Below are 20,001 nucleotides of genomic sequence, written 5' to 3' on the forward strand. Positions count from 1 at the left end.
TATTGTGCGCTTTACACCACTAAATATCGCTAGTGCATGCCTTGTTGCCTGGTTTGTTATGGAAAACCCCAATGATGAAAAGGCCTTATTTACATGGGGTGCATTTATCCTATTGTTGTTGATATTGACCGTCATTGATATTGTATTTAGGGTCTTTGTAAAGCCAAATAAAAAAATGTGGTTATTACAATTGGCATTTTTGATAGTCGTTTGTGTCACCAGTTTAATTGTTAAAGTTACCTTTGGGTAAAAGGTAAAATTTAAAAATAAAGACGAGTTAGGTTGTAAATCGATGACAAATATAGTCTCTGTTTCAAAAAACATAGCTCAATAAAAATAGCTCAATAATATTAAAATGAAAAAAGCTGAAATAAAATTACAGGTAGCGTTAGATGAAAACAACGTGCCTGAAAATATCATGTGGTCGTCTACAGATGGAAATAATGCAGAGGAATTACCTGCAAAAGCCATGTTTTTAGCCCTATGGGATTCACATTATAAAAATTCAATGCGTATCGATCTTTGGACTAAAGATATGCCTTACGATGAGATGAAACGTTTTTTCTATGAAACACTTCAAACATTGGGCGACTCCTTTATCCGTTCTTCAGGCGGTGATCCAATGGCAGAAAAGGTTATTGGCGACTTGCGTGATTACTGTGCGCATTTTGCAGATAAAATGGAAGTTTTAATGCCACAACAATAGTTTTAAACGCTTAACAGAAATTTGACCATGCAATACTTCTTAGTAAAATCTGAACCATTTAAATATAGCTGGGAACAATTTAATAAAGATGGCCGTACATTTTGGGATGGTGTTCGTAATTACCAAGCTAGGAATAATATCAAAGCCATGAAAGAAGGTGATTTGGTCCTGTTCTACCATAGCAATGAAGGAAAAGAAGTTGTCGGCGTGGCCAAAGTCGTCAAGGAATTTTATCAGGATCCGACAACAGATGACGAGCGTTGGGTCGTTGTGGATCTGGCACCTGTAGAGACGCTGAAGAAATCCGTTACGTTGGAAACCATTAAGGCTGATGCGCAGTTGCAGGATATCGCTTTGGTCAGACAGGGGCGTCTGTCTGTGATGCCGTTGAAGCCGGAGGAGTTTGATCGGATTTTAGCGCTCGGTAACGGGTAAACTACCGCAAATAAATAAACCCAGTGTATGGGGATATAACAAAAAAGGGAAAACAAGCTGTTTTCCCTTTTTTATTATTTGCACGGTATGTAAGCCATAAAAATTAGGTATTAATTCTTTTGGCTAAAAAGACTAACCAGCGCTTTTAATTTTTTTGCATTTTCAGGCTTTAATTTCCCCGCGAGAATAAGACGCAGCTCTCTTCGTTGTAATGCATCTTCGTAAGCTTTGTGTTCTATGTCTGTTTCAGGAATTAGTACCGGCACAGCTTTGGGGTTGTTATCCGCATCAACAGCAACAAAGGTATAATAAGCTTCGTTGGTTTTTACACGGGTGCCTTCCGGTAAATTAGATGCGAAAATTTCCATGCGTACTTCCAAAGAACTATTAAACGCACGTGTTACTTGAGCTTGTATCGTGACGACCTCACCCAGTTTAATGGAACGCTTAAAAGATACATTGTCAACAGATACTGTGACGACGACATTGCTACAGTGTTTTTGAGCAGCAATAGCCGAACAGATATCCATCCAATACAATAAACGGCCACCCATCAAATTTCCAAATGTATTGGTATCGTTGGGTAATACCAATTCGTTCATCTCTGTGTATGACTCTCGCGCAAATTTCTCTATCATATCATTATTTGTCATTATCGTCCAAACGTTTTGAATTGATGATCTATGATTGCCAAAGCATCCGTAAATGACGTCGGCACATAACCCAATTCAGCGTTAGATCTAGTCAGATCAAAGCCTGTCTGCCGTGGCCTGTTTTCTGCCTGTCCAATGCTGGCAGCGCTGACCTCCGAAATCAATCCTTTGTCTAGTTGCCAGAAGTCTGCAATTTTATAGACAGCCTCATTGATCGACATAAGCTCTGCTCCTGAAATATGAAATATTCCCTGTGCTTCTCGGTCAATAGCGAGTTGGCAAGCATAAGCTAAATCATCCACAAAGGTAGGCATTCTCCATTGGTCATTGACTACTTTTATAGGTTCATTTTGTGACAACTTACTTTTGGCCCATAATACGAGATTCGAACGATTGGGGTCAGCATTGATTCCATAGACTAATATTGTGCGAAGGATAGCATAATGACAGCCCGATTGTGCAAGCACTTGTTCGGAAGCATATTTACTTTTCCCATATTCACTTTGTGGATTGGGGAGATCTGTTTCATCATAAGGCGCATTTTTTTTGCCATCAAATACAAAGTCCGTAGATAAGTGGACCAATTGGGTCTGATGTGTAGTACAATAGGAGGCAAGATAGGCCACAAGATCGACGTTAAGCGATTGACATGCGGCTTGATCTGCTTCACAAGCTTCCACACTTGTCATAGCTGCTGTATGTACAATTGCATCAAAAGTTTGTGCAGCTAAAAAATCTGTCAGTTTTTCCCGATCCGATAGGTCTACTTGATAGAAAGTATAATTCACTTGATTCGGGTTGCGATTTGGACCCTTCGAAATGGCAACAACATCATATTGGTCATTTTTTGCAAGTAAATCAACGACTTTTTGGCCGAGGAATCCATTGGATCCTGTCACTAGTATTTTTTTCATCAACAATAATTAAATGATATCCAAGCACCCGTTTATAAAGACTCGTTTGCAGGGACTTAAGTGCGCTGTTTAGTTTATTCGTGTATGTCTACAAACTCGTTGACTAATCTCTGTTATAGCATTTGAGCATATAAAAAGCTAGATTATCACTTGCTGTTAAAGACAAATCCGCTTTTTTTGTTTTAGTTGGTCCATATAAAGTCCATTTTACTGGATTGTTTCATGATATTTTCAACCACTGTTTTTTCTAGATCTAAAATGGATTTTAAAGCATTGTAATCAATTTTATCGGCATCATCGGTCGGCATATGGTAGTCTGGGTGTCCACCAGTATGGAAAAATAACACCGGTATATTCTTTTTGTAGAATGAAGTTTGGTCAGATCCGCCATTACCATCCTTACTAAGATTAAATTTTATAGGGGCCTGAACGTCTTTGAATATAGCCGGCCATTGACTGCTTGTTCCATATCCGATTACAGCAAGGCCATTGCTGGGATTATAACGGCCAATCATATCCATATTCAGCATGGCTGTGATTTTCTCCAATGGGAGCGTAGGGTGTTCCGTAAAATATTTGGAACCTACTAATCCCAATTCTTCTGCCCCGAAAGCGATAAATAATAGGTTGTAAGGCTCTTTTTCCTTGTTGCTGCTAAAGTAACGTGCGAGCTCCAATAAACCAGCAGTACCAGAGGCATTATCGTCGGCTCCGTTATGGATTTTGCCTACCCCTAAAGAATCCTTTGAGCTTCCTTGACGACCTGTTCCCAGGTGATCGTAATGTGCGCCTATAACAACTGTTAAGTCGGCACCATTGTCAAGAAATCCAATGATATTATCTGCATTGCGAATGCTGTCTGCAACTTTTACTTTCCAGACTTTGGCTTTGAAGGATTGGCGGTAGCCTTTTTCACCTTTAGGCTCAAGTTTGTATTTTTTGAATTCCTTTTCAATATAATCTGCAGCTTTAAAGACTTCCTTACTGCCCGTTCCTCGTCCTTGCATTTTGTCGTCAGCGAGGTAATAAATATGTTTCTTTAAGTTGGAAACTTCGATCTGCTGCGCCTGTGCTATTTGGATTCCTAGTAGGCAGCAAAGTGTCAGAAGTAGACTAATGTTTTTCATGCGAATAGTAGAGTTTAGAAGTTGTATTGGGTTATATGTAAAAAAATAAAAGCCTTGCGATTAACAAGGCTTTTAAGGAATATTTCGTTAATCTTCAACGATTTCACTGTGGATGCTGGATTTTTCTTCTTTTTCTGTTTTGAAATACCGTTTTTGAAATAACAGGATCAAAACCACCCCAACAGAAATTGCCGAGTCGGCAATGTTGAATACAGGTCGGAAGAAGAGGAACTCTTCACCGCCCCAAAAGGGCACCCAAGAAGGGAAGTTGCCTTGAATTAATGGGAAATAAAGCATATCGACCACTTTTCCGTGCAGGAAGGAAGAATAACCACCACCTGCTGGGAATAAACTTGCTTTATCATACCAGGTACTTTCACTAAAGATGACACCGTAAAAAGCAGAATCGATGATATTTCCTAAGGCACCGGCAAGAATTAGGGCAACATTCAAGATGAAACCACGGTTATACTTATTTTTGATCATGTAATGCAGGCCGTATCCAATACCAGCTACGGCTAAAATACGAAATACCGTCAAAAATAATTTTCCATAATCACCGCCAAATTCCATACCATAGGCCATTCCATTGTTTTCAATAAAATGAATCTGGAAAAATTTGCCCAATACATGGTGGCTTTGTCCAATTGTCATTGTGAGCTTAACCCATATTTTTGACAATTGATCTATTAAAAGTATCGCTACGATGAGCGCGATCGGTTTCGTATAACCCTTCATTGTGTTATAAAAATGGTCTTTGCCTAAGCAAAGACCATATATTTAATGCCTAAAATTAATATTGTTTGTTTTTCGCTTCGATGCTCAACGTTGTATGTGGAACAGCTTTCAAACGTTCTTTTTGAATCAGTTTTCCGGTCTCTCTACAGATACCATACGTTTTGTTCTCGATGCGCACCAACGCCGCTTCTAGGTTGTCGATAAATTTCTTTTGACGAGCCGCCAATTGGTTTGTTTGCTCTTTTTCCAAAGTAGCTGAACCGTCTTCCAATGTCTTGTACGTTCCAGCAGTATCGTCGGTACCATTAGCATTACTGTTATTTAGCGTTGCGGTCAACGAGGAAAGCTCTTCTTTTGCTATTCTAAGCTTGTCCAAGATAATATCTTTGAATTCTTGTAATTCTGAATCGCTATAGCGTGTTTTCTCGTTGTTGTTTGCCATAATTTAATTTTTTTGGATTAATGCCTTAAGTTCTTTGCCATCGATCTCGATGGTCTCTCCTTCAGTTAGTGAATCTTCAAATACCAATGAATCGGCCAGAATTTCGGTGCAAATATACGATAAATTTTCGTTGGCAGCATTGACCACTTCTGAAGCAGCTGTTAACTTTACGTTAATTCTATCAGTTACTTCTAATCCTTTATCCTTCCTTAGATTTTGTAGGCGGTTGATCAATTCTCTTGACAAACCTTCTTTTTTCAATTCTTCGGTGATATGTACATCTAATGCTACGGTCAATTTACCTAGGTTCGCTACCTGCCATCCCTCGACGTCTTCTGCTATAATTTCTACATCGCTCAATAGAATCGTATATGGCGTGCCTGCTAAGGCCAATTCGCCTGTTGATTCCAATGAACTTATTTGATCTATAGTCAACGATTGGATAGACGAAGAAACTAACTTCATATCCTTACCAACTTTCGCGCCAAGAGCTTTAAAATTTGGTTTTATTTTTTTCTTAATGATACCGGTGGTGTCCGTAATAAACTCGATATCTTTGATATTCGTCTCCGAAAGTATCAGATCTTTTACTTTTTCTACCTTTTCCTGGAAGGCACTATCAAGTACCGGAACCAAAATTTTGTTTAATGGTTGACGTACGTTGATGGAGGTTTTCTTACGCAAGGAAAGTGTCAAAGACGAGATGTCCTGCGCTAACGCCATACGTTCTTCCAGATCTTTATCGACTAAACTTTCATTGTAAACCGGGAAATTCGCTAAGTGAACGGATTCAACTTGTTCCTTATTCGTTGCTGCATTCAAATCCAGGAATAACCTGTCTGAGAAGAAAGGTGATATTGGCGACATCAATTTCGCAATCGTATCAAGACATGTATAAAGTGTCTGATAGGCCGAAATTTTGTCTTCTGTATAATCTCCTTTCCAGAAGCGACGACGGCAAAGACGGACATACCAGTTGCTGAGATGTTCATCAACAAAGTTTTGAATAGCACGCGCTGCTTTTGTAGGCTCGTAATCCGCCAAGTATTCGTCTACTTCCTTGGTCAACGAATTTAACAAGGAGATAATCCAACGATCAATTTCAGGACGTTTCTCCAACGCAATATCGGATTCTGCATAGGAGAACTTATCGATATTGGCATACAATGCAAAAAAAGCGTAGGTATTATATAAAGTACCAAAGAATTTACGACGGACTTCATCCAACCCTTCCATATTGAATTTAAGGTTGTCCCATGGAGCGGCATTGCTGATCATGTACCAGCGTGTTGCATCGGCACTGTATTGATCGATCGTCGAGAATGGATCCACACCGTTGCCCAGGCGTTTGGACATCTTATTTCCATTTTTATCCAATACCAGGCCATTGGAAACGACGTTTTTGAAGGAAACCGATTTGTACATCATCGTAGAAATCGCATGTAAGGTGAAAAACCAGCCCCGTGTTTGATCAACCCCTTCAGCAATAAAGTCTGCCGGGTATGCATGATCGAATCCAGCTTTAAAAGGAAATTGTTCCCCTTTGGCTAATTTTTCGTGATCCAGTCCCCATTGTGCATAGGGCATGGCACCCGAATCAAACCAAACGTCGATCAAGTCAGGTTCGCGGAATAACTTTTGTCCGGCATCAGAAACCAAGACGATATCGTCTACATAGGGACGGTGAAGGTCCAATTGTTCGGTATCGAATTTATCCAAGTAAGCTTTATTTTTCGCTTTTTCATCCTCAGACAGAATGTCGGAGGTCAAAGAAGCTTCCAATAAAGACTTTAATTCAGGTAAGGAACCGATACAAACCTCTTCATTTTCGTCTTCTGAGCGCCAGATAGGAAGTGGAGTTCCCCAATAACGTGAACGTGAAAGGTTCCAGTCTACCAAGTTTTCCAACCAGTTTCCAAAGCGTCCAGTACCGGTTGCTTCAGGTTTCCAGTTGATGGTTTTATTTAAGGCAACCAAATCTTCTTTCACTGCTGTTGTGCGGATAAACCAGCTGTCTAGCGGATAGTAAAGAACAGGTTTGTCTGTCCGCCAACAGTGTGGATAGGTGTGCTCGTATTTTTTGACATCGAAAGCTTTGTTGTCCTCTTTTAGTTTGATAGAGATCAATACATCCGTAGGTTTGAAATCTTCTTTTGAACGTTCCTCTGCACTGTAATATTCCTCTTTGACAAATCTTCCGGCAAAATCGGTGATTTCACTTACAAAACGTCCCGTACGGTCAACAGTAGGAACCTCTTTTCCGTTTTCATCTTTCACCAAGATGCCCGGTACACCATGTTCTTTTGCGACACGAAAGTCATCCGCACCATAAGTAGGAGCAGCGTGAACGATACCGGTACCGTCTTCAGTCGTAACAAAGTCGCCTGGAATAACGCGGAAAGCATTTTCTTGTAATTCCTCGTTGGTGATATAAGGCAACAATTGCTCGTAGCGCAAGCCAACAAGTTCTTCGCCTACAAATTCTGCTGCAAGCTCCCAAGGAATTACTTTGTCGCCCAATTTATAGTCTTGGAAGGATGCATTTTCGCCTTCCGCTTTAAAATGTTTGCTGATCAAATCTTTCGCTAACACGACAGATACAGGAGCACCAGTATATTTATTGAAAGTTCGGATCTTAACATAATTTATTTTCTTGCCTACAACCAAAGCTGTGTTGGACGGTAAAGTCCATGGCGTGGTCGTCCAGGCAATGAATGCTACATCCTCCGCATCGTCGTCAACTAATTTTTCTATAGCTGGGTGAAGCTGACTTTTGATCAGTCTAAATTCTGCAACGATGGTGGTATCTTTAACATCTTTATAGGTGCCGGGCTGGTTAAGTTCATGCGAACTCAATCCCGTACCTGCTGCCGGAGAGTAAGGTTGTATCGTATAACCCTTGTACAAAAGACCTTTTTTGTAAAGTTCTTTTAATAAATACCATAAGGTTTCGATGTATTCATTCTTGTAAGTAATATAAGGATGCTCAAGGTCAACCCAATAGCCCATTTTGGTGGTTAGGTCATTCCATACATCGGTATATTTCATTACCTCCTTGCGACAAGCGTCATTATATTGTTCTACAGTAATCTTTTTGCCGATATCCTCTTTTGTGATTCCAAGAGCTTTTTCGACAGCAAGTTCAATGGGCAGACCATGAGTATCCCAGCCGCCTTTTCGTTTCACTTGGTAACCTTTCAAAGTCTTGTAACGACAGAAAATATCCTTAATCGTACGTGCCATCACGTGGTGAATTCCAGGCATTCCATTTGCAGAAGGCGGACCTTCAAAAAATGTATAGGTCTTGCTTTCAGGACGATTATTGATACTTTTTTCGAATATTTTTTCCTGTTCCCAACGGGTCAAAATCTCTTTACCTATCTCGGGTAAATTTAACTGCTTATATTCTTTGTACATCAGACTGTTGTATGCTTCTTTTATAAAGGTCGCTAATTTAGTGATTTATGATGGAAAATGAAAGAGGGCTTTGTTGTACTAATCTCATTAAATCGAGGTCGAACTTTTTGAAATCTCTCCTCGATCAACCGACAAAAAATGAGTGTGGTGTCTACTACGACAAAGGGACTACCTATGGCAGTCCCTTTCTTATTTCATTTGTACTGAAATTCAGTTATGCTGAAAAACTGCTTCCACATCCGCAGGTACTTGTTGCATTGGGGTTATTAAATGTGAAGCCCCTTGCATCGAGTCCCGATTTGAAGTCGATTTCCATTCCGGCAAGATATAGGCCATGTGCTTTGTTCATAAAGATGCGGATTCCTTGAATTTCGTATTCGTTATCGCCGTCCTTTTTCTGGTCAAAGCCCAAGATATAACTCATACCGGAACAACCGCCGCCTTCAACACCGACACGTAAACCAAAATCATCAGAGATTTCTTGTTGATCCTTTAATTTATTTAGTTCCTTGATTGCCCCCTCTGTTAAAGAAACAGGAGCAACTGCTGTATGTTCTGTACTCATTTTAATAGTGTTTTAGCCAATCCAATACAAAAATACATTTTTTTAACGGCAAATTGCTTGACCTGGATTTTTTGACATTTTCGAAACATTCAATTCTTTGTCCGCTTATTTTGTCCGATAGTACCATAAAATGATCCCGACCTAATTAGGTAATTCGCATTAATAAGGCTGTTTTTCTAAGAACATTTAATAAAATATGGCTTTTTGTCGATATTCTTTATGGAATATGCTATCTTTGAGGCATTAAAATAAACTACAAAATTTACTTTACAACATTTAAAAACAATGGAAAGAGATCAAGCCATTTTTAATTTAATAGCTGATGAGCTTAAACGCCAAGAAGAAGGTATTGAATTAATTGCTTCAGAGAACTTTGTTTCAAAACAAGTGATGGAAGCTGCTGGTTCAGTGTTGACAAATAAATATGCAGAAGGCCTCCCAGGAAAACGTTACTATGGAGGTTGTGAAGTTGTGGATGAGATCGAAACCATCGCAATTGACCGTGCAAAACAATTATTTGGCGCAGAATGGGTAAATGTTCAGCCTCACTCTGGTGCTCAAGCAAATGCGGCTGTTTTTTTGGCGACAATCAAACCTGGCGACAAAATTTTAGGTCTTGATTTATCTCACGGTGGTCACTTGACACACGGTTCGCCAGCGAACTTATCGGGTAAGATCTATCAACCATTATTTTATGGTGTAAAAGAAGACACTGGTTTAATTGACTATGAGCAATTGGAAGAAACAGCGCTTCGTGAAAAACCAAAGATGATTATCTGTGGTGCTTCTGCTTATTCTCGTGATTGGGATTACGCACGCATCCGTAAAGTTGCAGACGAAATTGGCGCTATCGTGATGGCAGATATTTCTCACCCTGCAGGTTTAATCGCGCGTGGTTTATTGAATGATCCACTTCCACATTGCCATATCGTTACGACAACGACGCACAAAACGCTTCGTGGCCCTCGTGGTGGTATGATCATGGTCGGTAAAGATTTTGAAAATCCATGGGGTATCAAAACACCTAAAGGTGAAATCCGTACAATCACACAATTATTGGATTTAGCTGTATTCCCAGGTACGCAAGGTGGTCCTTTAGAACATACAATCGCTGCGAAAGCGATTGCTTATGGTGAGGCTTTATCCGATGAGTATATGGAATATATCGTTCAAGTAAAGAAAAATGCAGCTGCATTGGCGCAATTCTTTGTAGAAAGAGATTATAAGATCATCTCTGGTGGTACAGACAATCACTTGATGTTGGTGGATCTACGCAATAAAGATATTTCTGGTAAAGAAGCCGAAGCTGTATTGGGTAAAGCGGGTATCACAACAAATAAAAATATGGTTCCTTTCGATACACGTTCTCCTTTTGTGACTTCAGGTGTACGTTTTGGTACTGCTGCAATCACTACACGTGGTATTAAAGAGAATGAAATTATTCAAATCGGTGAATTGATCGATGAGGCATTGAAAAATGCATCTAATGATGCGCAACTGGATTTGATCCATGGTAAAGTAAAAGCAATGATGGCTGAGTTCCCATTGTATAAATAAGACTTTTTCCATAGGAATAGAAAAAGCGGAATTACCGATGCGGTGGTTCCGCTTTTTTTATCCCGTCTTTTTTTCTACTGCCATTGTAGAAAGGATAGTTCCGTTACAGTCTCGTATCAACTTAACTTTTTAGACGATATTAACAACAATCTTATACGGACTTTAAACGGATTTTATAGGTATTCATCCGAATGAGGTCCCTATAAGGTCCCTATTAGCTCCCTATAAAGTCCGTATGAAGTAATAACTTTAAAACTTGTTATTTTGGAGCTGTTCGAGGTTGTTATTCCATCTTGTCTGAAGGGGCGTACTGTGGTCGAAGAACCTTTATTTTGGAATTATGAGGTAGATAACTTATTTTTAAATGTTAAAAAATCTTAAAATAAATTGTAATAATTTGATTACTCATTTATTTTACGGTAATTTGGATTTAGATTAATTGATTGTTTTACAATAAGAAAGGATAGTTTATACGGCAAACATTTACATTTTAACACAGAACTGATAATTTATTTGCGAACTGCTAAAGAAGTAAGTGACGTATGAGACTTTTAAAAAGTAAAAGCGATCAAGAGTTGATCCAAATGTATGTCGGTGGCCAAGAGTCCGGTCTAGAGGCATTGTTGAATCGATATAAATCGAAAATATATACTTCCATATATATGAAAGTAAAAGATGAATATCTTGCTGAAGATATTTTCCAGGAGACTTTCATAAAAATCATCAACACCTTAAAATCCGGTAAATATAATGAAGAAGGTAAATTTTTACCTTGGGCTATACGTATAGCGCACAATATGATCGTTGACTTTTTTAGAAAAGCAAAACGTGCTCCGAATATTGTGAATGCCGACGGGTTTGATATTTTTGAGGTGCTCGAATTTAGTGATGAAAGCGCAGAGTCAAAAATGCTCAAACAGCAGGTTGATGTCGACCTTAAAAAAATGATTCAAAAGCTTCCGGACGATCAAAAAGAAGTGCTTATTATGCGTCACTTTTGTGATATGAGTTTTAAAGATATTGCGGAGATAACCGAAGTAAGTATCAATACTGCTTTAGGGAGGATGCGCTACGCATTGAGCAATTTACGTAAAATGATTGAAGGTACTGATCTTACCCTGCAAATGGGCTATTTATAATAAAGGGGGCATTTTTTAATGCCCCTTTTTATTTGCATTGCTAATTGGAGCTATAGGAAGTCTTGACGCTTTTATAGTTTCTCGTCTTTTGTCTTAATAGTATAGCAAGGCTACAATCCGTTGGGCATCGTGTTTTCAAAAGCCATTTGCTTCAATAATAAGCTCCCTGATCGAACTTGAAATAAAACGCATCTCCAATACTCACCGATGAGACTACATCTTGGATTCTTGTTAAATAGCGCAGGTGCTTCACTGTACGAAGCTGATAATGGAGTTATCTGCCCAAATGATCTGGCAATTATGTCATGTGGAGATCAGAAGAACCTGTTCTTTTTGTCAGGTCAAAGACTTTTTTTATCTTAGAAATTCATGCATATACCTTTTTTCGACGATTGGAATAAGGTTTGATAGTCATATAATAAAATAAAACGATTGAATAGCTATGTACTTGATTTTATTTATTGGAATAATGGTGGTAAGCCTGATTGTCCAAACAAGATTCAAAAACAAATTTAAGAAATACGCCGAAATGCCTTTGAGCAATGGGATGTCTGGAGCTGAGATTGCGCAAAAAATGTTAAATGATAACGGTATATATGATGTAAAGGTAGTGTCTATTCCAGATCGCTTGGGAGATCACTATAATCCGTCAGATAAAACCGTAAATTTAAGTCCTGAAGTTTACAGTGGCCGCAGTGTTGCAGCTGCAGCAGTAGCGGCGCACGAATGTGGCCATGCTGTACAGCACGCCAAAGCCTATAAATGGTTGGGATTCCGTTCGGCAATGGTTCCGATGGTAAATGTGGCCTCTAAAATGACATCATGGGTATTGATGCTGGGTGTTATGCTATTTGCTTTTTCCAAAGGGGGTAACCCCTGGCTTTTAGCTGTTGGAGTGGGGGCTTTGGCTATTACGACCCTGTTTTCTTTTATCACCTTGCCCGTAGAGTTTGATGCGTCGAACCGCGCACTGGAATGGTTAAACCATGCTGGTGTAACCTATAATGGCGAAGAACATGACGGTGCGAAAGATGCTTTGAAATGGGCAGCGATGACTTATGTCGTAGCGGCGTTAAGTGCGTTGGTAACACTTTTGTATTATGCGTCTATTTTATTCGGTGGCCGTAGAAGTGATTAAATACGGATATTGTAACTTTATCCTACAAAAATGCGATTATTTTTCATAGTCGCATTTTTTATGGGGTGTTAATGAGGTTACTATAGACAATTTTTTTAACTTTGCTGTTTATATAGAATAAGATTCAGATTTTATGTTTTCAAATCTTCAAGATAAGTTAGATAGGGCCTTTAAAGTATTAAAAGGACAGGGTAGTATTACCGAGATCAACGTTGCAGAAACGATGAAAGAAATTCGCAAAGCGTTGTTGGATGCCGATGTGAATTATAAAACTGCCAAAACTTTTACCGACGATGTTAAACAAAAAGCTTTAGGCGAAAATGTACTGACAAGTATTTCCCCGGGCCAATTGTTGACGAAGATCATGAACGATGAGTTGACAGCTTTGATGGGCGGATCTGTTACGGAGCTTGAGACTGGAAAAAATCCAACAGTCATTCTAATTGCGGGTTTGAATGGTGCTGGTAAAACAACTTTCTCCGGTAAGTTGGCCTTGTACCTTAAAGATAAAAAGAATAAAAAACCATTGTTGGTGGCTGGTGACGTTTATCGCCCTGCAGCGATCGATCAATTGGAAGTGCTTGCCGAACAAGTGGGCGTACCAGTGTATGTGAATCGTGAATCTAACGATCCTATTGCGATTGCCAAAGCCGGTGTGGAAGAAGCAAAACGCAATGGAAATAATGTCGTAATCATTGATACAGCCGGTCGTTTGGCCATCGATGAGCCTTTAATGGTGGAGATTACAGCAGTTAAAGAGGCGACAAAGCCAGACGAAATCCTATTTGTTGTGGATTCAATGACTGGTCAAGATGCCGTGAATACAGCTAAGACGTTCAACGACCGTCTGGACTTTACAGGTGTAGTATTGACTAAGTTGGATGGTGATACACGCGGTGGTGCAGCTTTATCGATTAAATCTGTCGTTAATAAGCCTATCAAGTTTATTGGTACAGGTGAAAAGATGGATGCATTGGATGTATTCCACCCTGATCGTATGGCCTCTCGTATTTTGGGTATGGGTGACGTGGTATCCTTAGTGGAACGTGCACAGCAACAGTTTGACGAGAAGCAAGCCGCAGAGCTCCAAAAGAAAATCCGTAAGAATAAATTCGATTTCAACGATTTTAAATCCCAGATTCAACAAATCAAGAAAATGGGTAATATGAAAGACCTCATGGGAATGATCCCTGGCGTTGGGAAAGCAATGAAAGATATTGAAGTCGATGACAATGCTTTCAAACCCATTGAAGCGATTATCGATTCCATGACACCTTTTGAACGCGAAAACCCAGATGTCATTGATCAAAAACGTCGTTTACGTATTGCCAAGGGATCAGGTACTGATATTAATGAAGTGAATAAGTTATTGAAACAATTTGGTGATATGCGTAAAGTCATGAAGCAGATGTCTAATCCGGCGATGGCGGCTAAATTGATGCGTAATATGCCCAAAATGCCAGGAAAAATGTAATTTTTAGAGAATAGTTACATCATAAGAAGGGCATCGTTTTATACGATGCCCTCTTTTTTTTTCTGAAAATGTCTGATCTTATTGGCCAGAAAGAACCTTCAGTCCGCTTTCATTGCTGTTGGTGTCTGCAAAGTCATGAAGGTTTTGAACATGGCATTGCTCTTTCGATTAATTTTCGGTTGCTGCTAAGTGCAGCACCAGATGAATTGGGGACTGCTTGCAGACCGGATACGGGGCATTAGTGCCTTAAAATTCGAACTGTTTTTAAAGAAATAATTCGTAATTTCAAGTTCCTCACCCGAGTAAACGAAATATTTGTTAAATTTGTAATTATTATGGATGACCCCGCGCAATTATCGGAATACGGCAAAATCCTTATCATTCTGCTGATAGGGGCGCTGTTAGTCTGTGCGACCATTTTTCTAGCACGTTTAATCTCTCCGAAAAAGAATAATCCCATCAAATCTGGTACTTACGAATGTGGAGAGGATCCCATTGGTTCTTCTTGGGTTCAGTTTAATCCACGGTTCTATGTTATTGCCCTTGTATTTTTACTTTTTGATGTAGAGCTTATTTTTATTTTTCCATGGGCCACTGTATTTGGACAGTCCGAATATATTGCGGCAGATGGAAGATGGGGGTGGTTTACCATGATTGAAATGGCTATGTTCATTGGCATTTTAATTTTAGGATTGGTTTTTGTCTGGAAAAAGGGCGATTTGGAATGGGTTAAACCGAATGTGTCCTTACCTAAAGTTCCTGTGGCTATCCCGGATAGTGCCTATGCAAGCCTGAATAGTAGGACGTATCAGGTGCGTGATTATGCACGGATTGTAGAAGATGCTGTCGCGCACAAAACGACGACAGATGAACACGTGTCGACGCCGAAACCAGCCTTTAAACCTCGATTTAAAAAACCTGAGTAAGCATGAGTTTAGATAGTCAATTGCAGAATAATGGTGTTATTGTTGCCAAATTAGATGATTTGCTGAATTGGGCAAGGTTGTCTTCAATGTGGCCCATGAGCTTTGGTATTGCTTGCTGTGCCATTGAAATGATGGGGGCAATGGCTTCGACGTATGATTTAGACCGGATGGGCGTATTCCCAAGGCCTTCTCCACGGCAATCCGACGTGATCATTATTGCTGGAACGGTTACTTTTAAGATGGCCGATCGTATCAAGAAACTATATGAACAGATGCCCGATCCTAAATATGTTATCTCGATGGGCTCTTGCTCCAACTGTGGCGGTCCATATTGGCAGCATGGTTATCATGTGGTCAAAGGGGTAGATCGAGTGATCCCTGTGGATGTTTATGTCCAGGGCTGTCCGCCACGTCCCGAGGCATTAATTGGTGCTTTTATTGAGTTGCAAAAAAAGATAGACAAAGAAAGCTTGTTGGGTGAGCAATTGTTCAGCGGAAAAGCTTAAAAGATAAATTTTATAAGATTTTAAATCAATTATGGCAAAAGATTTTTATGGTGAATTGCAATTGGGTATTCTTGGCGGTGGTCAACTGGGAAGAATGCTCATCCAGGAAGCCATTAATTACAATGTAAATGTTCATGTATTGGACCCGGATAAGAATGCTCCTTGTCGCAAGTTGTGCAATAAATTTGAATGTGGTTCATTGGGCGATTTTGAAACGGTCTATAATTTCGGTAAGGATTTGGACATGATCACGATCGAGATTGAGAAGGTGAATGTAGATGCTTTAGAGAAACTGGAAGGCGAGGGCGTTATCGTGTACCCACAATCACGTATCATTCGTCTGATTCAAGATAAAGGTCTGCAAAAGCAATTTTTTAAACAAAATGATATCCCCACTTCGGCATTTCAATTGATATCCAATAAAGATAATTTAGTGAATGCCTCGTTAAACTTACCCTATATCCAGAAATTGCGTAAGGATGGATACGATGGGAAAGGGGTAAAGAAGGTTGTTAACCAACAAGATATACAAGATGCTTTCGAAGAACCCAGCTTAATTGAAGAATGGGTAGATTTTGAAAAAGAAATTGCGGTCATTGTTGCCCGGAATGATAAAGGTGAGGTGTCTACATTTCCAATGGTAGAGATGGAATTTAATCCTCAGGCTAACTTGGTGGAATTTTTGATTGCGCCGTCTTTGTATGGTGTAGAGATCCAACAACGCGCAGAGGCTATAGCAAAAAAGATTGCCGATGATCTGCAGATCGTGGGTATATTGGCTGTAGAGATGTTCCTAACGAAAAATGGTGATATTCTGGTCAATGAATTGGCTCCGCGTCCGCATAATAGTGGTCACCAGACCATAGAGGGTAATTATGTGTCGCAATTTGCACAGCATTTAAGAGCTATCTTCAATCTACCGTTAGGTGATACCAGATGCAGAACGAACGCCGTTATGATTAACCTGTTAGGTGAACCTGGCTATGAAGGATTGGCCAAATACGAGGGTGTAGAAGAGGTGTTGGCAATGGAAGGCGTATATATCCATTTATATGGAAAGAAATATACGAAGCCATTCCGTAAGATGGGCCATGTTTGTATTATCAATGATGACCGGGAGAAAGCGATCTCCAATGCAAGAAAAGTACAAGAAATATTAAAAGTTAAAGCTTAAACAATACTATGTCAGTCAATAATAAGGCCCAGGTAGGCATTATCATGGGAAGCAAATCAGATCTTCCTGTTATGCAGGATGCGATAGATGTGCTCAAAACCCTTGGGGTGGAATTTGAGGTAACGATCGTCTCAGCACATCGTACACCACAACGTATGTTTGATTATGCCAAAAATGCAGCATTTCATGGTTTGAAAGTTATTATTGCTGGAGCGGGTGGTGCGGCGCATTTGCCTGGAATGGTCGCTTCAATTACACATTTACCTGTAATAGGCGTACCTGTAAAATCATCAAATTCCATTGATGGATGGGACTCGGTACTTTCTATCCTTCAGATGCCCAATGGTATTCCTGTAGCAACTGTCGCTTTAAATGCGGCGAAGAATGCAGGTATATTGGCAGCTCAGATTCTGGGTACACATGATGAAACAATCAGCAAGAATATCATCGAATTTAAAGAAGAGTTGGCGAGAAAAGTAATCGAGACCGCAGTAGAGGTCGAAGATACCGAATTCTAAGCTGACAATCTTACAAAATAAAAAAAGGNNCCTTTTTTTATTTTGTAAGATTTGCCTGAACATAATCGTAACTTTTTTTGAGACTTTCGATCTTATTTGGCATATAGATATTGTCTTGCTCGACAAATGCATATTTAAGTCCGGCTTTATTCTTTTCTTTGACGATTTCAAGGAAGTTGATGCTTCCGGTCCCCACTTCGGTATACTTGATGTCATTGAAGATTTGCTCAATCGGCAATTTTCCATCTTTGGGCCATTCAATGGGATTGGATTTTGTTTTATCCATATCTTTGACATGCCATAGTTTAAAACGGTTGGGGAATTTTTCAAACAAGGATATCGGGTTTTTACCCGCTTTTTCTGCCCAGAAAAGGTCTAATTCAAAATCGACCAAATCAGGTTCAGTGAATGCTAACATCACCTCTTCACCGGTCGTATTATTGCCCAGATCCCTAAATTCCCAGAAATGGTTGTGGTAGGCAACTTTTAGACCCAATTTTTTAGCCTGTTCACCAGCTTTATTCAATTGCTCGGCAGCATAGAGATAATCATCTTTTTTCAATGCATTCAGATCAAACATCGGTGTTACAGGAGCAATTACATATTCTTGGCCAAGTTCTTTTGCTGCATCAAAATAAGCCGCAAGATCTTCTTTGTCGGTATGCGCTTTACTGAGGTATTTGGACATATCGTAATGGCCTGAATGTGTTTTTAGACCGTTATCATCCAATATTTTCTTCAACTCTTTGTAAGGCAATTTCCAGAACTGCTTGGCTGTGGCGTCTATCCCATACAGCTCAACATGTTTATACCCAATTTTGGCAATTTGTTCCAAAGATCCTTTCGGATCTTTATCCATTAAATCGCGAATGGAATACAGCTGTACGCCTATAGTCTGTAATGGATTGTCGCTGATTGCACCGGCTTTATTTTGACAAGATATAAAGTTGGGCACCAGATAAGCTGCCGAAAGACCTATTCCAGCTTGCTTTAAAAATTGACGACGAGAATTGTTCATCATATAATTGATTACTTGTTAGTGTACAATGTACAATTATTTGTTCAGAAATCAATGGTACAACAGGGAATATTTTTGAAGTGTATGCTGAATCTTAACCCATAAAATTTTTGGAAGGTCAATGTCTTGTAGGTTGGGAAGAGTTCTTTTTAGGGGAGGAGTGCGGAGTTCTTCACACCAATAAAAAAGGTCTGAATATTTTTCAGACCTTTTTTCTATTCAAGTAGGAAAACTTAAACAGTCATGATATCTTTTTCTTTCAGTTCAGCCAATTTATCAACTTTTACAATGAATGCATCTGTTAATTTTTGAACTTCACCTTCAGCAGTTTTGATTTCATCTTCAGAAGCGCCGTCATTTTTTAATTTTTTGATGGATTCGTTGACATCTTTACGGATATTACGTACACCAATACGGCCTCTTTCAGTTTCTTCTTTTACTTTCTTAACCAAATCACGTCTTCTTTCTTCTGTTAAAGGAGGAATATTCAGACGAATAACGATACCGTCATTCTGTGGGTTGATTCCTAGGTTAGCGTCAGTGATAGCTTTTTCAATTGCGTTGATGAGCGATTTTTCCCAAGGTTGGATAACAATAGTCCGTGCATCAGTTGTATTGATGTTGGCCACTTGTGAAAGTGGAGTGGCGCTACCATAATAGTCTACTGAAATTCCATCTAACATCGATGGAGAAGCTTTACCCGCACGAATTTTAGTTAATTCGGATTCGGTGTGAGCAACTGCTTTGGACATCTTGTCTTTACAATCGTCCAATTCAATTGAAATTAGTTCGTTCATATAAGATTACGTTTTTTACAGATTTAAATTATTTAACCACAGTTCCGACATGTTCACCATTAGCAAGTTTCAATAAGTTGCCTGGTTTGTTCATATCAAATACGATGATCGGTAATTTGTTTTCTTGACAAAGGGTAAAGGCTGTCATATCCATAACATTTAATCCTTTCTCATAAACCTCTGTGAATGATATTTCTTCAAATTTTGTTGCAGTAGGATCTTTTTCAGGATCTGCGGTGTAAATACCATCCACACGGGTTCCTTTCAATACGGCATCCGCATTGATTTCGATTGCACGCAAAGATGCAGCGGTATCCGTTGTGAAATAAGGGTTTCCTGTACCAGCTCCGAAAATAACAATACGGCCTTTTTCCAAATGGCGTACAGCTCTTCTGCGAATAAATGGTTCGCAGATTTGCTCCATTTTGATCGCAGTAAGCAAACGTGTCTTTTTCCCAACTTTCTCAAGCGCATCTTGAAGTGCCATGCTGTTGATGACTGTGGCAAGCATGCCCATATAGTCTGCTTGAACACGGTCCATGCCTGATTTTTCGGCGCTTAGACCACGATATATATTACCGCCACCGATAACAATTGCAATTTCTAAACCTTGATCGTGAAGTTCTTTGATATCATTAGCGTATTGTGATACACGGTTAATATCGATACCGTAGCTTTGGTCACCCATTAAGGATTCACCGCTAAGTTTTAATAAGATACGTTTGTATTTCATAATTGTTTTTTTGGAAATTTTCCA

21 protein-coding genes are annotated in these 20,001 nt (G+C 39.5%); 11 read left to right on the forward strand and 10 right to left on the reverse strand.

The window, feature by feature from the left end:
* Positions 1–4: 4 nt before the first annotated feature.
* The 3 genes from B2O97_RS10360 to B2O97_RS10370 all read left to right on the forward strand — a co-directional run bounded on the left by B2O97_RS10360 (position 5) and on the right by B2O97_RS10370 (position 1,141).
* The gene (locus B2O97_RS10360; protein WP_286710152.1) at positions 5–250 is read left to right on the forward strand and encodes a hypothetical protein; all 246 of its coding nucleotides are present in this window, start codon (positions 5–7) and stop codon (positions 248–250) included.
* A gap of 105 nt (positions 251–355) precedes the next feature.
* A complete protein-coding gene (gene gldC / locus B2O97_RS10365) occupies positions 356–706 on the forward strand; it encodes a gliding motility protein GldC (RefSeq protein ID WP_046674054.1) in 351 nt (116 codons plus the stop codon).
* A gap of 27 nt (positions 707–733) precedes the next feature.
* Entirely contained in the window at positions 734–1,141 is a 408-nt protein-coding gene (locus tag B2O97_RS10370) for an EVE domain-containing protein (RefSeq protein ID WP_070562313.1), read from the forward strand.
* 110 nt (positions 1,142–1,251) lie between these two features.
* Here the strand turns inward: B2O97_RS10370 and B2O97_RS10375 are convergent, their stop codons facing one another.
* The 7 genes from B2O97_RS10375 to B2O97_RS10405 all read right to left on the reverse strand — a co-directional run bounded on the left by B2O97_RS10375 (position 1,252) and on the right by B2O97_RS10405 (position 8,997).
* Complete coding sequence (locus B2O97_RS10375) at positions 1,252–1,779, reverse strand: acyl-CoA thioesterase (protein ID WP_046674180.1); 528 nt, start codon at positions 1,777–1,779, stop codon at positions 1,252–1,254.
* Between the two features lie 14 nt (positions 1,780–1,793).
* Positions 1,794–2,708 carry an SDR family oxidoreductase gene (locus B2O97_RS10380; RefSeq protein ID WP_286767361.1) on the reverse strand — a complete coding sequence of 305 codons (915 nt, stop codon included), beginning with the start codon at positions 2,706–2,708 and terminating at the stop codon, positions 1,794–1,796.
* Positions 2,709–2,890: 182 nt separating this feature from the next.
* A complete protein-coding gene (locus B2O97_RS10385) occupies positions 2,891–3,835 on the reverse strand; it encodes a M20/M25/M40 family metallo-hydrolase (protein ID WP_201639729.1) in 945 nt (314 codons plus the stop codon).
* A gap of 87 nt (positions 3,836–3,922) precedes the next feature.
* Complete coding sequence (locus B2O97_RS10390) at positions 3,923–4,573, reverse strand: lipoprotein signal peptidase (protein ID WP_075991120.1); 651 nt, start codon at positions 4,571–4,573, stop codon at positions 3,923–3,925.
* Between the two features lie 55 nt (positions 4,574–4,628).
* On the reverse strand, positions 4,629–5,015 hold the full coding sequence (locus tag B2O97_RS10395; RefSeq protein WP_046674049.1) for a TraR/DksA family transcriptional regulator: 387 nt from the start codon (positions 5,013–5,015) through the stop codon (positions 4,629–4,631).
* 3 nt (positions 5,016–5,018) lie between these two features.
* On the reverse strand, positions 5,019–8,432 hold the full coding sequence (gene ileS / locus B2O97_RS10400) for an isoleucine--tRNA ligase (protein WP_159332735.1): 3,414 nt from the start codon (positions 8,430–8,432) through the stop codon (positions 5,019–5,021).
* Between the two features lie 214 nt (positions 8,433–8,646).
* Positions 8,647–8,997 carry a HesB/IscA family protein gene (locus B2O97_RS10405; protein WP_046674047.1) on the reverse strand — a complete coding sequence of 117 codons (351 nt, stop codon included), beginning with the start codon at positions 8,995–8,997 and terminating at the stop codon, positions 8,647–8,649.
* 285 nt (positions 8,998–9,282) lie between these two features.
* Here B2O97_RS10405 and glyA point away from each other — a divergent pair, with 285 nt between their 5' ends.
* The 8 genes from glyA to purE all read left to right on the forward strand — a co-directional run bounded on the left by glyA (position 9,283) and on the right by purE (position 17,429).
* Entirely contained in the window at positions 9,283–10,554 is a 1,272-nt protein-coding gene (gene glyA / locus B2O97_RS10410; RefSeq protein WP_046674046.1) for a serine hydroxymethyltransferase, read from the forward strand.
* A gap of 542 nt (positions 10,555–11,096) precedes the next feature.
* A complete protein-coding gene (locus B2O97_RS10415) occupies positions 11,097–11,693 on the forward strand; it encodes an RNA polymerase sigma factor (RefSeq protein ID WP_046674045.1) in 597 nt (198 codons plus the stop codon).
* A gap of 442 nt (positions 11,694–12,135) precedes the next feature.
* The gene (locus B2O97_RS10420) at positions 12,136–12,831 is read left to right on the forward strand and encodes a zinc metallopeptidase (protein ID WP_070562330.1); all 696 of its coding nucleotides are present in this window, start codon (positions 12,136–12,138) and stop codon (positions 12,829–12,831) included.
* Between the two features lie 133 nt (positions 12,832–12,964).
* Positions 12,965–14,305, forward strand: coding sequence for a signal recognition particle protein (gene ffh / locus B2O97_RS10425; RefSeq protein ID WP_046674043.1), 1,341 nt, complete (start codon positions 12,965–12,967; stop codon positions 14,303–14,305).
* A gap of 335 nt (positions 14,306–14,640) precedes the next feature.
* Positions 14,641–15,231, forward strand: a complete 591-nt coding sequence (locus B2O97_RS10430; RefSeq protein WP_070562335.1) for an NADH-quinone oxidoreductase subunit A — start codon at positions 14,641–14,643, stop codon at positions 15,229–15,231.
* Positions 15,232–15,233: 2 nt separating this feature from the next.
* The gene (locus B2O97_RS10435) at positions 15,234–15,737 is read left to right on the forward strand and encodes an NADH-quinone oxidoreductase subunit B (RefSeq protein ID WP_046674041.1); all 504 of its coding nucleotides are present in this window, start codon (positions 15,234–15,236) and stop codon (positions 15,735–15,737) included.
* 31 nt (positions 15,738–15,768) lie between these two features.
* Entirely contained in the window at positions 15,769–16,911 is a 1,143-nt protein-coding gene (locus B2O97_RS10440) for a 5-(carboxyamino)imidazole ribonucleotide synthase (protein ID WP_112373763.1), read from the forward strand.
* Between the two features lie 8 nt (positions 16,912–16,919).
* Positions 16,920–17,429: a 5-(carboxyamino)imidazole ribonucleotide mutase gene (gene purE, locus B2O97_RS10445; protein WP_112373762.1), complete on the forward strand. Its 510-nt coding sequence runs from the start codon at positions 16,920–16,922 to the stop codon at positions 17,427–17,429.
* Between the two features lie 37 nt (positions 17,430–17,466).
* Here purE and B2O97_RS10450 read toward each other — a convergent pair whose 3' ends face one another.
* The 3 genes from B2O97_RS10450 to pyrH form a co-directional block, all read right to left on the reverse strand.
* The gene (locus tag B2O97_RS10450; RefSeq protein WP_236560116.1) at positions 17,467–18,450 is read right to left on the reverse strand and encodes a sugar phosphate isomerase/epimerase family protein; all 984 of its coding nucleotides are present in this window, start codon (positions 18,448–18,450) and stop codon (positions 17,467–17,469) included.
* 230 nt (positions 18,451–18,680) lie between these two features.
* Complete coding sequence (gene frr / locus B2O97_RS10455) at positions 18,681–19,244, reverse strand: ribosome recycling factor (protein ID WP_070566206.1); 564 nt, start codon at positions 19,242–19,244, stop codon at positions 18,681–18,683.
* Positions 19,245–19,272: 28 nt separating this feature from the next.
* A complete protein-coding gene (gene pyrH, locus B2O97_RS10460; protein WP_046672284.1) occupies positions 19,273–19,977 on the reverse strand; it encodes a UMP kinase in 705 nt (234 codons plus the stop codon).
* Positions 19,978–20,001: the final 24 nt, after the last annotated feature.

The organism is Sphingobacterium sp. UBA865, assembly GCF_002295765.1.
In the GTDB taxonomy this organism is placed as follows: Bacteria; Bacteroidota; Bacteroidia; order Sphingobacteriales; family Sphingobacteriaceae; genus Sphingobacterium; species Sphingobacterium multivorum.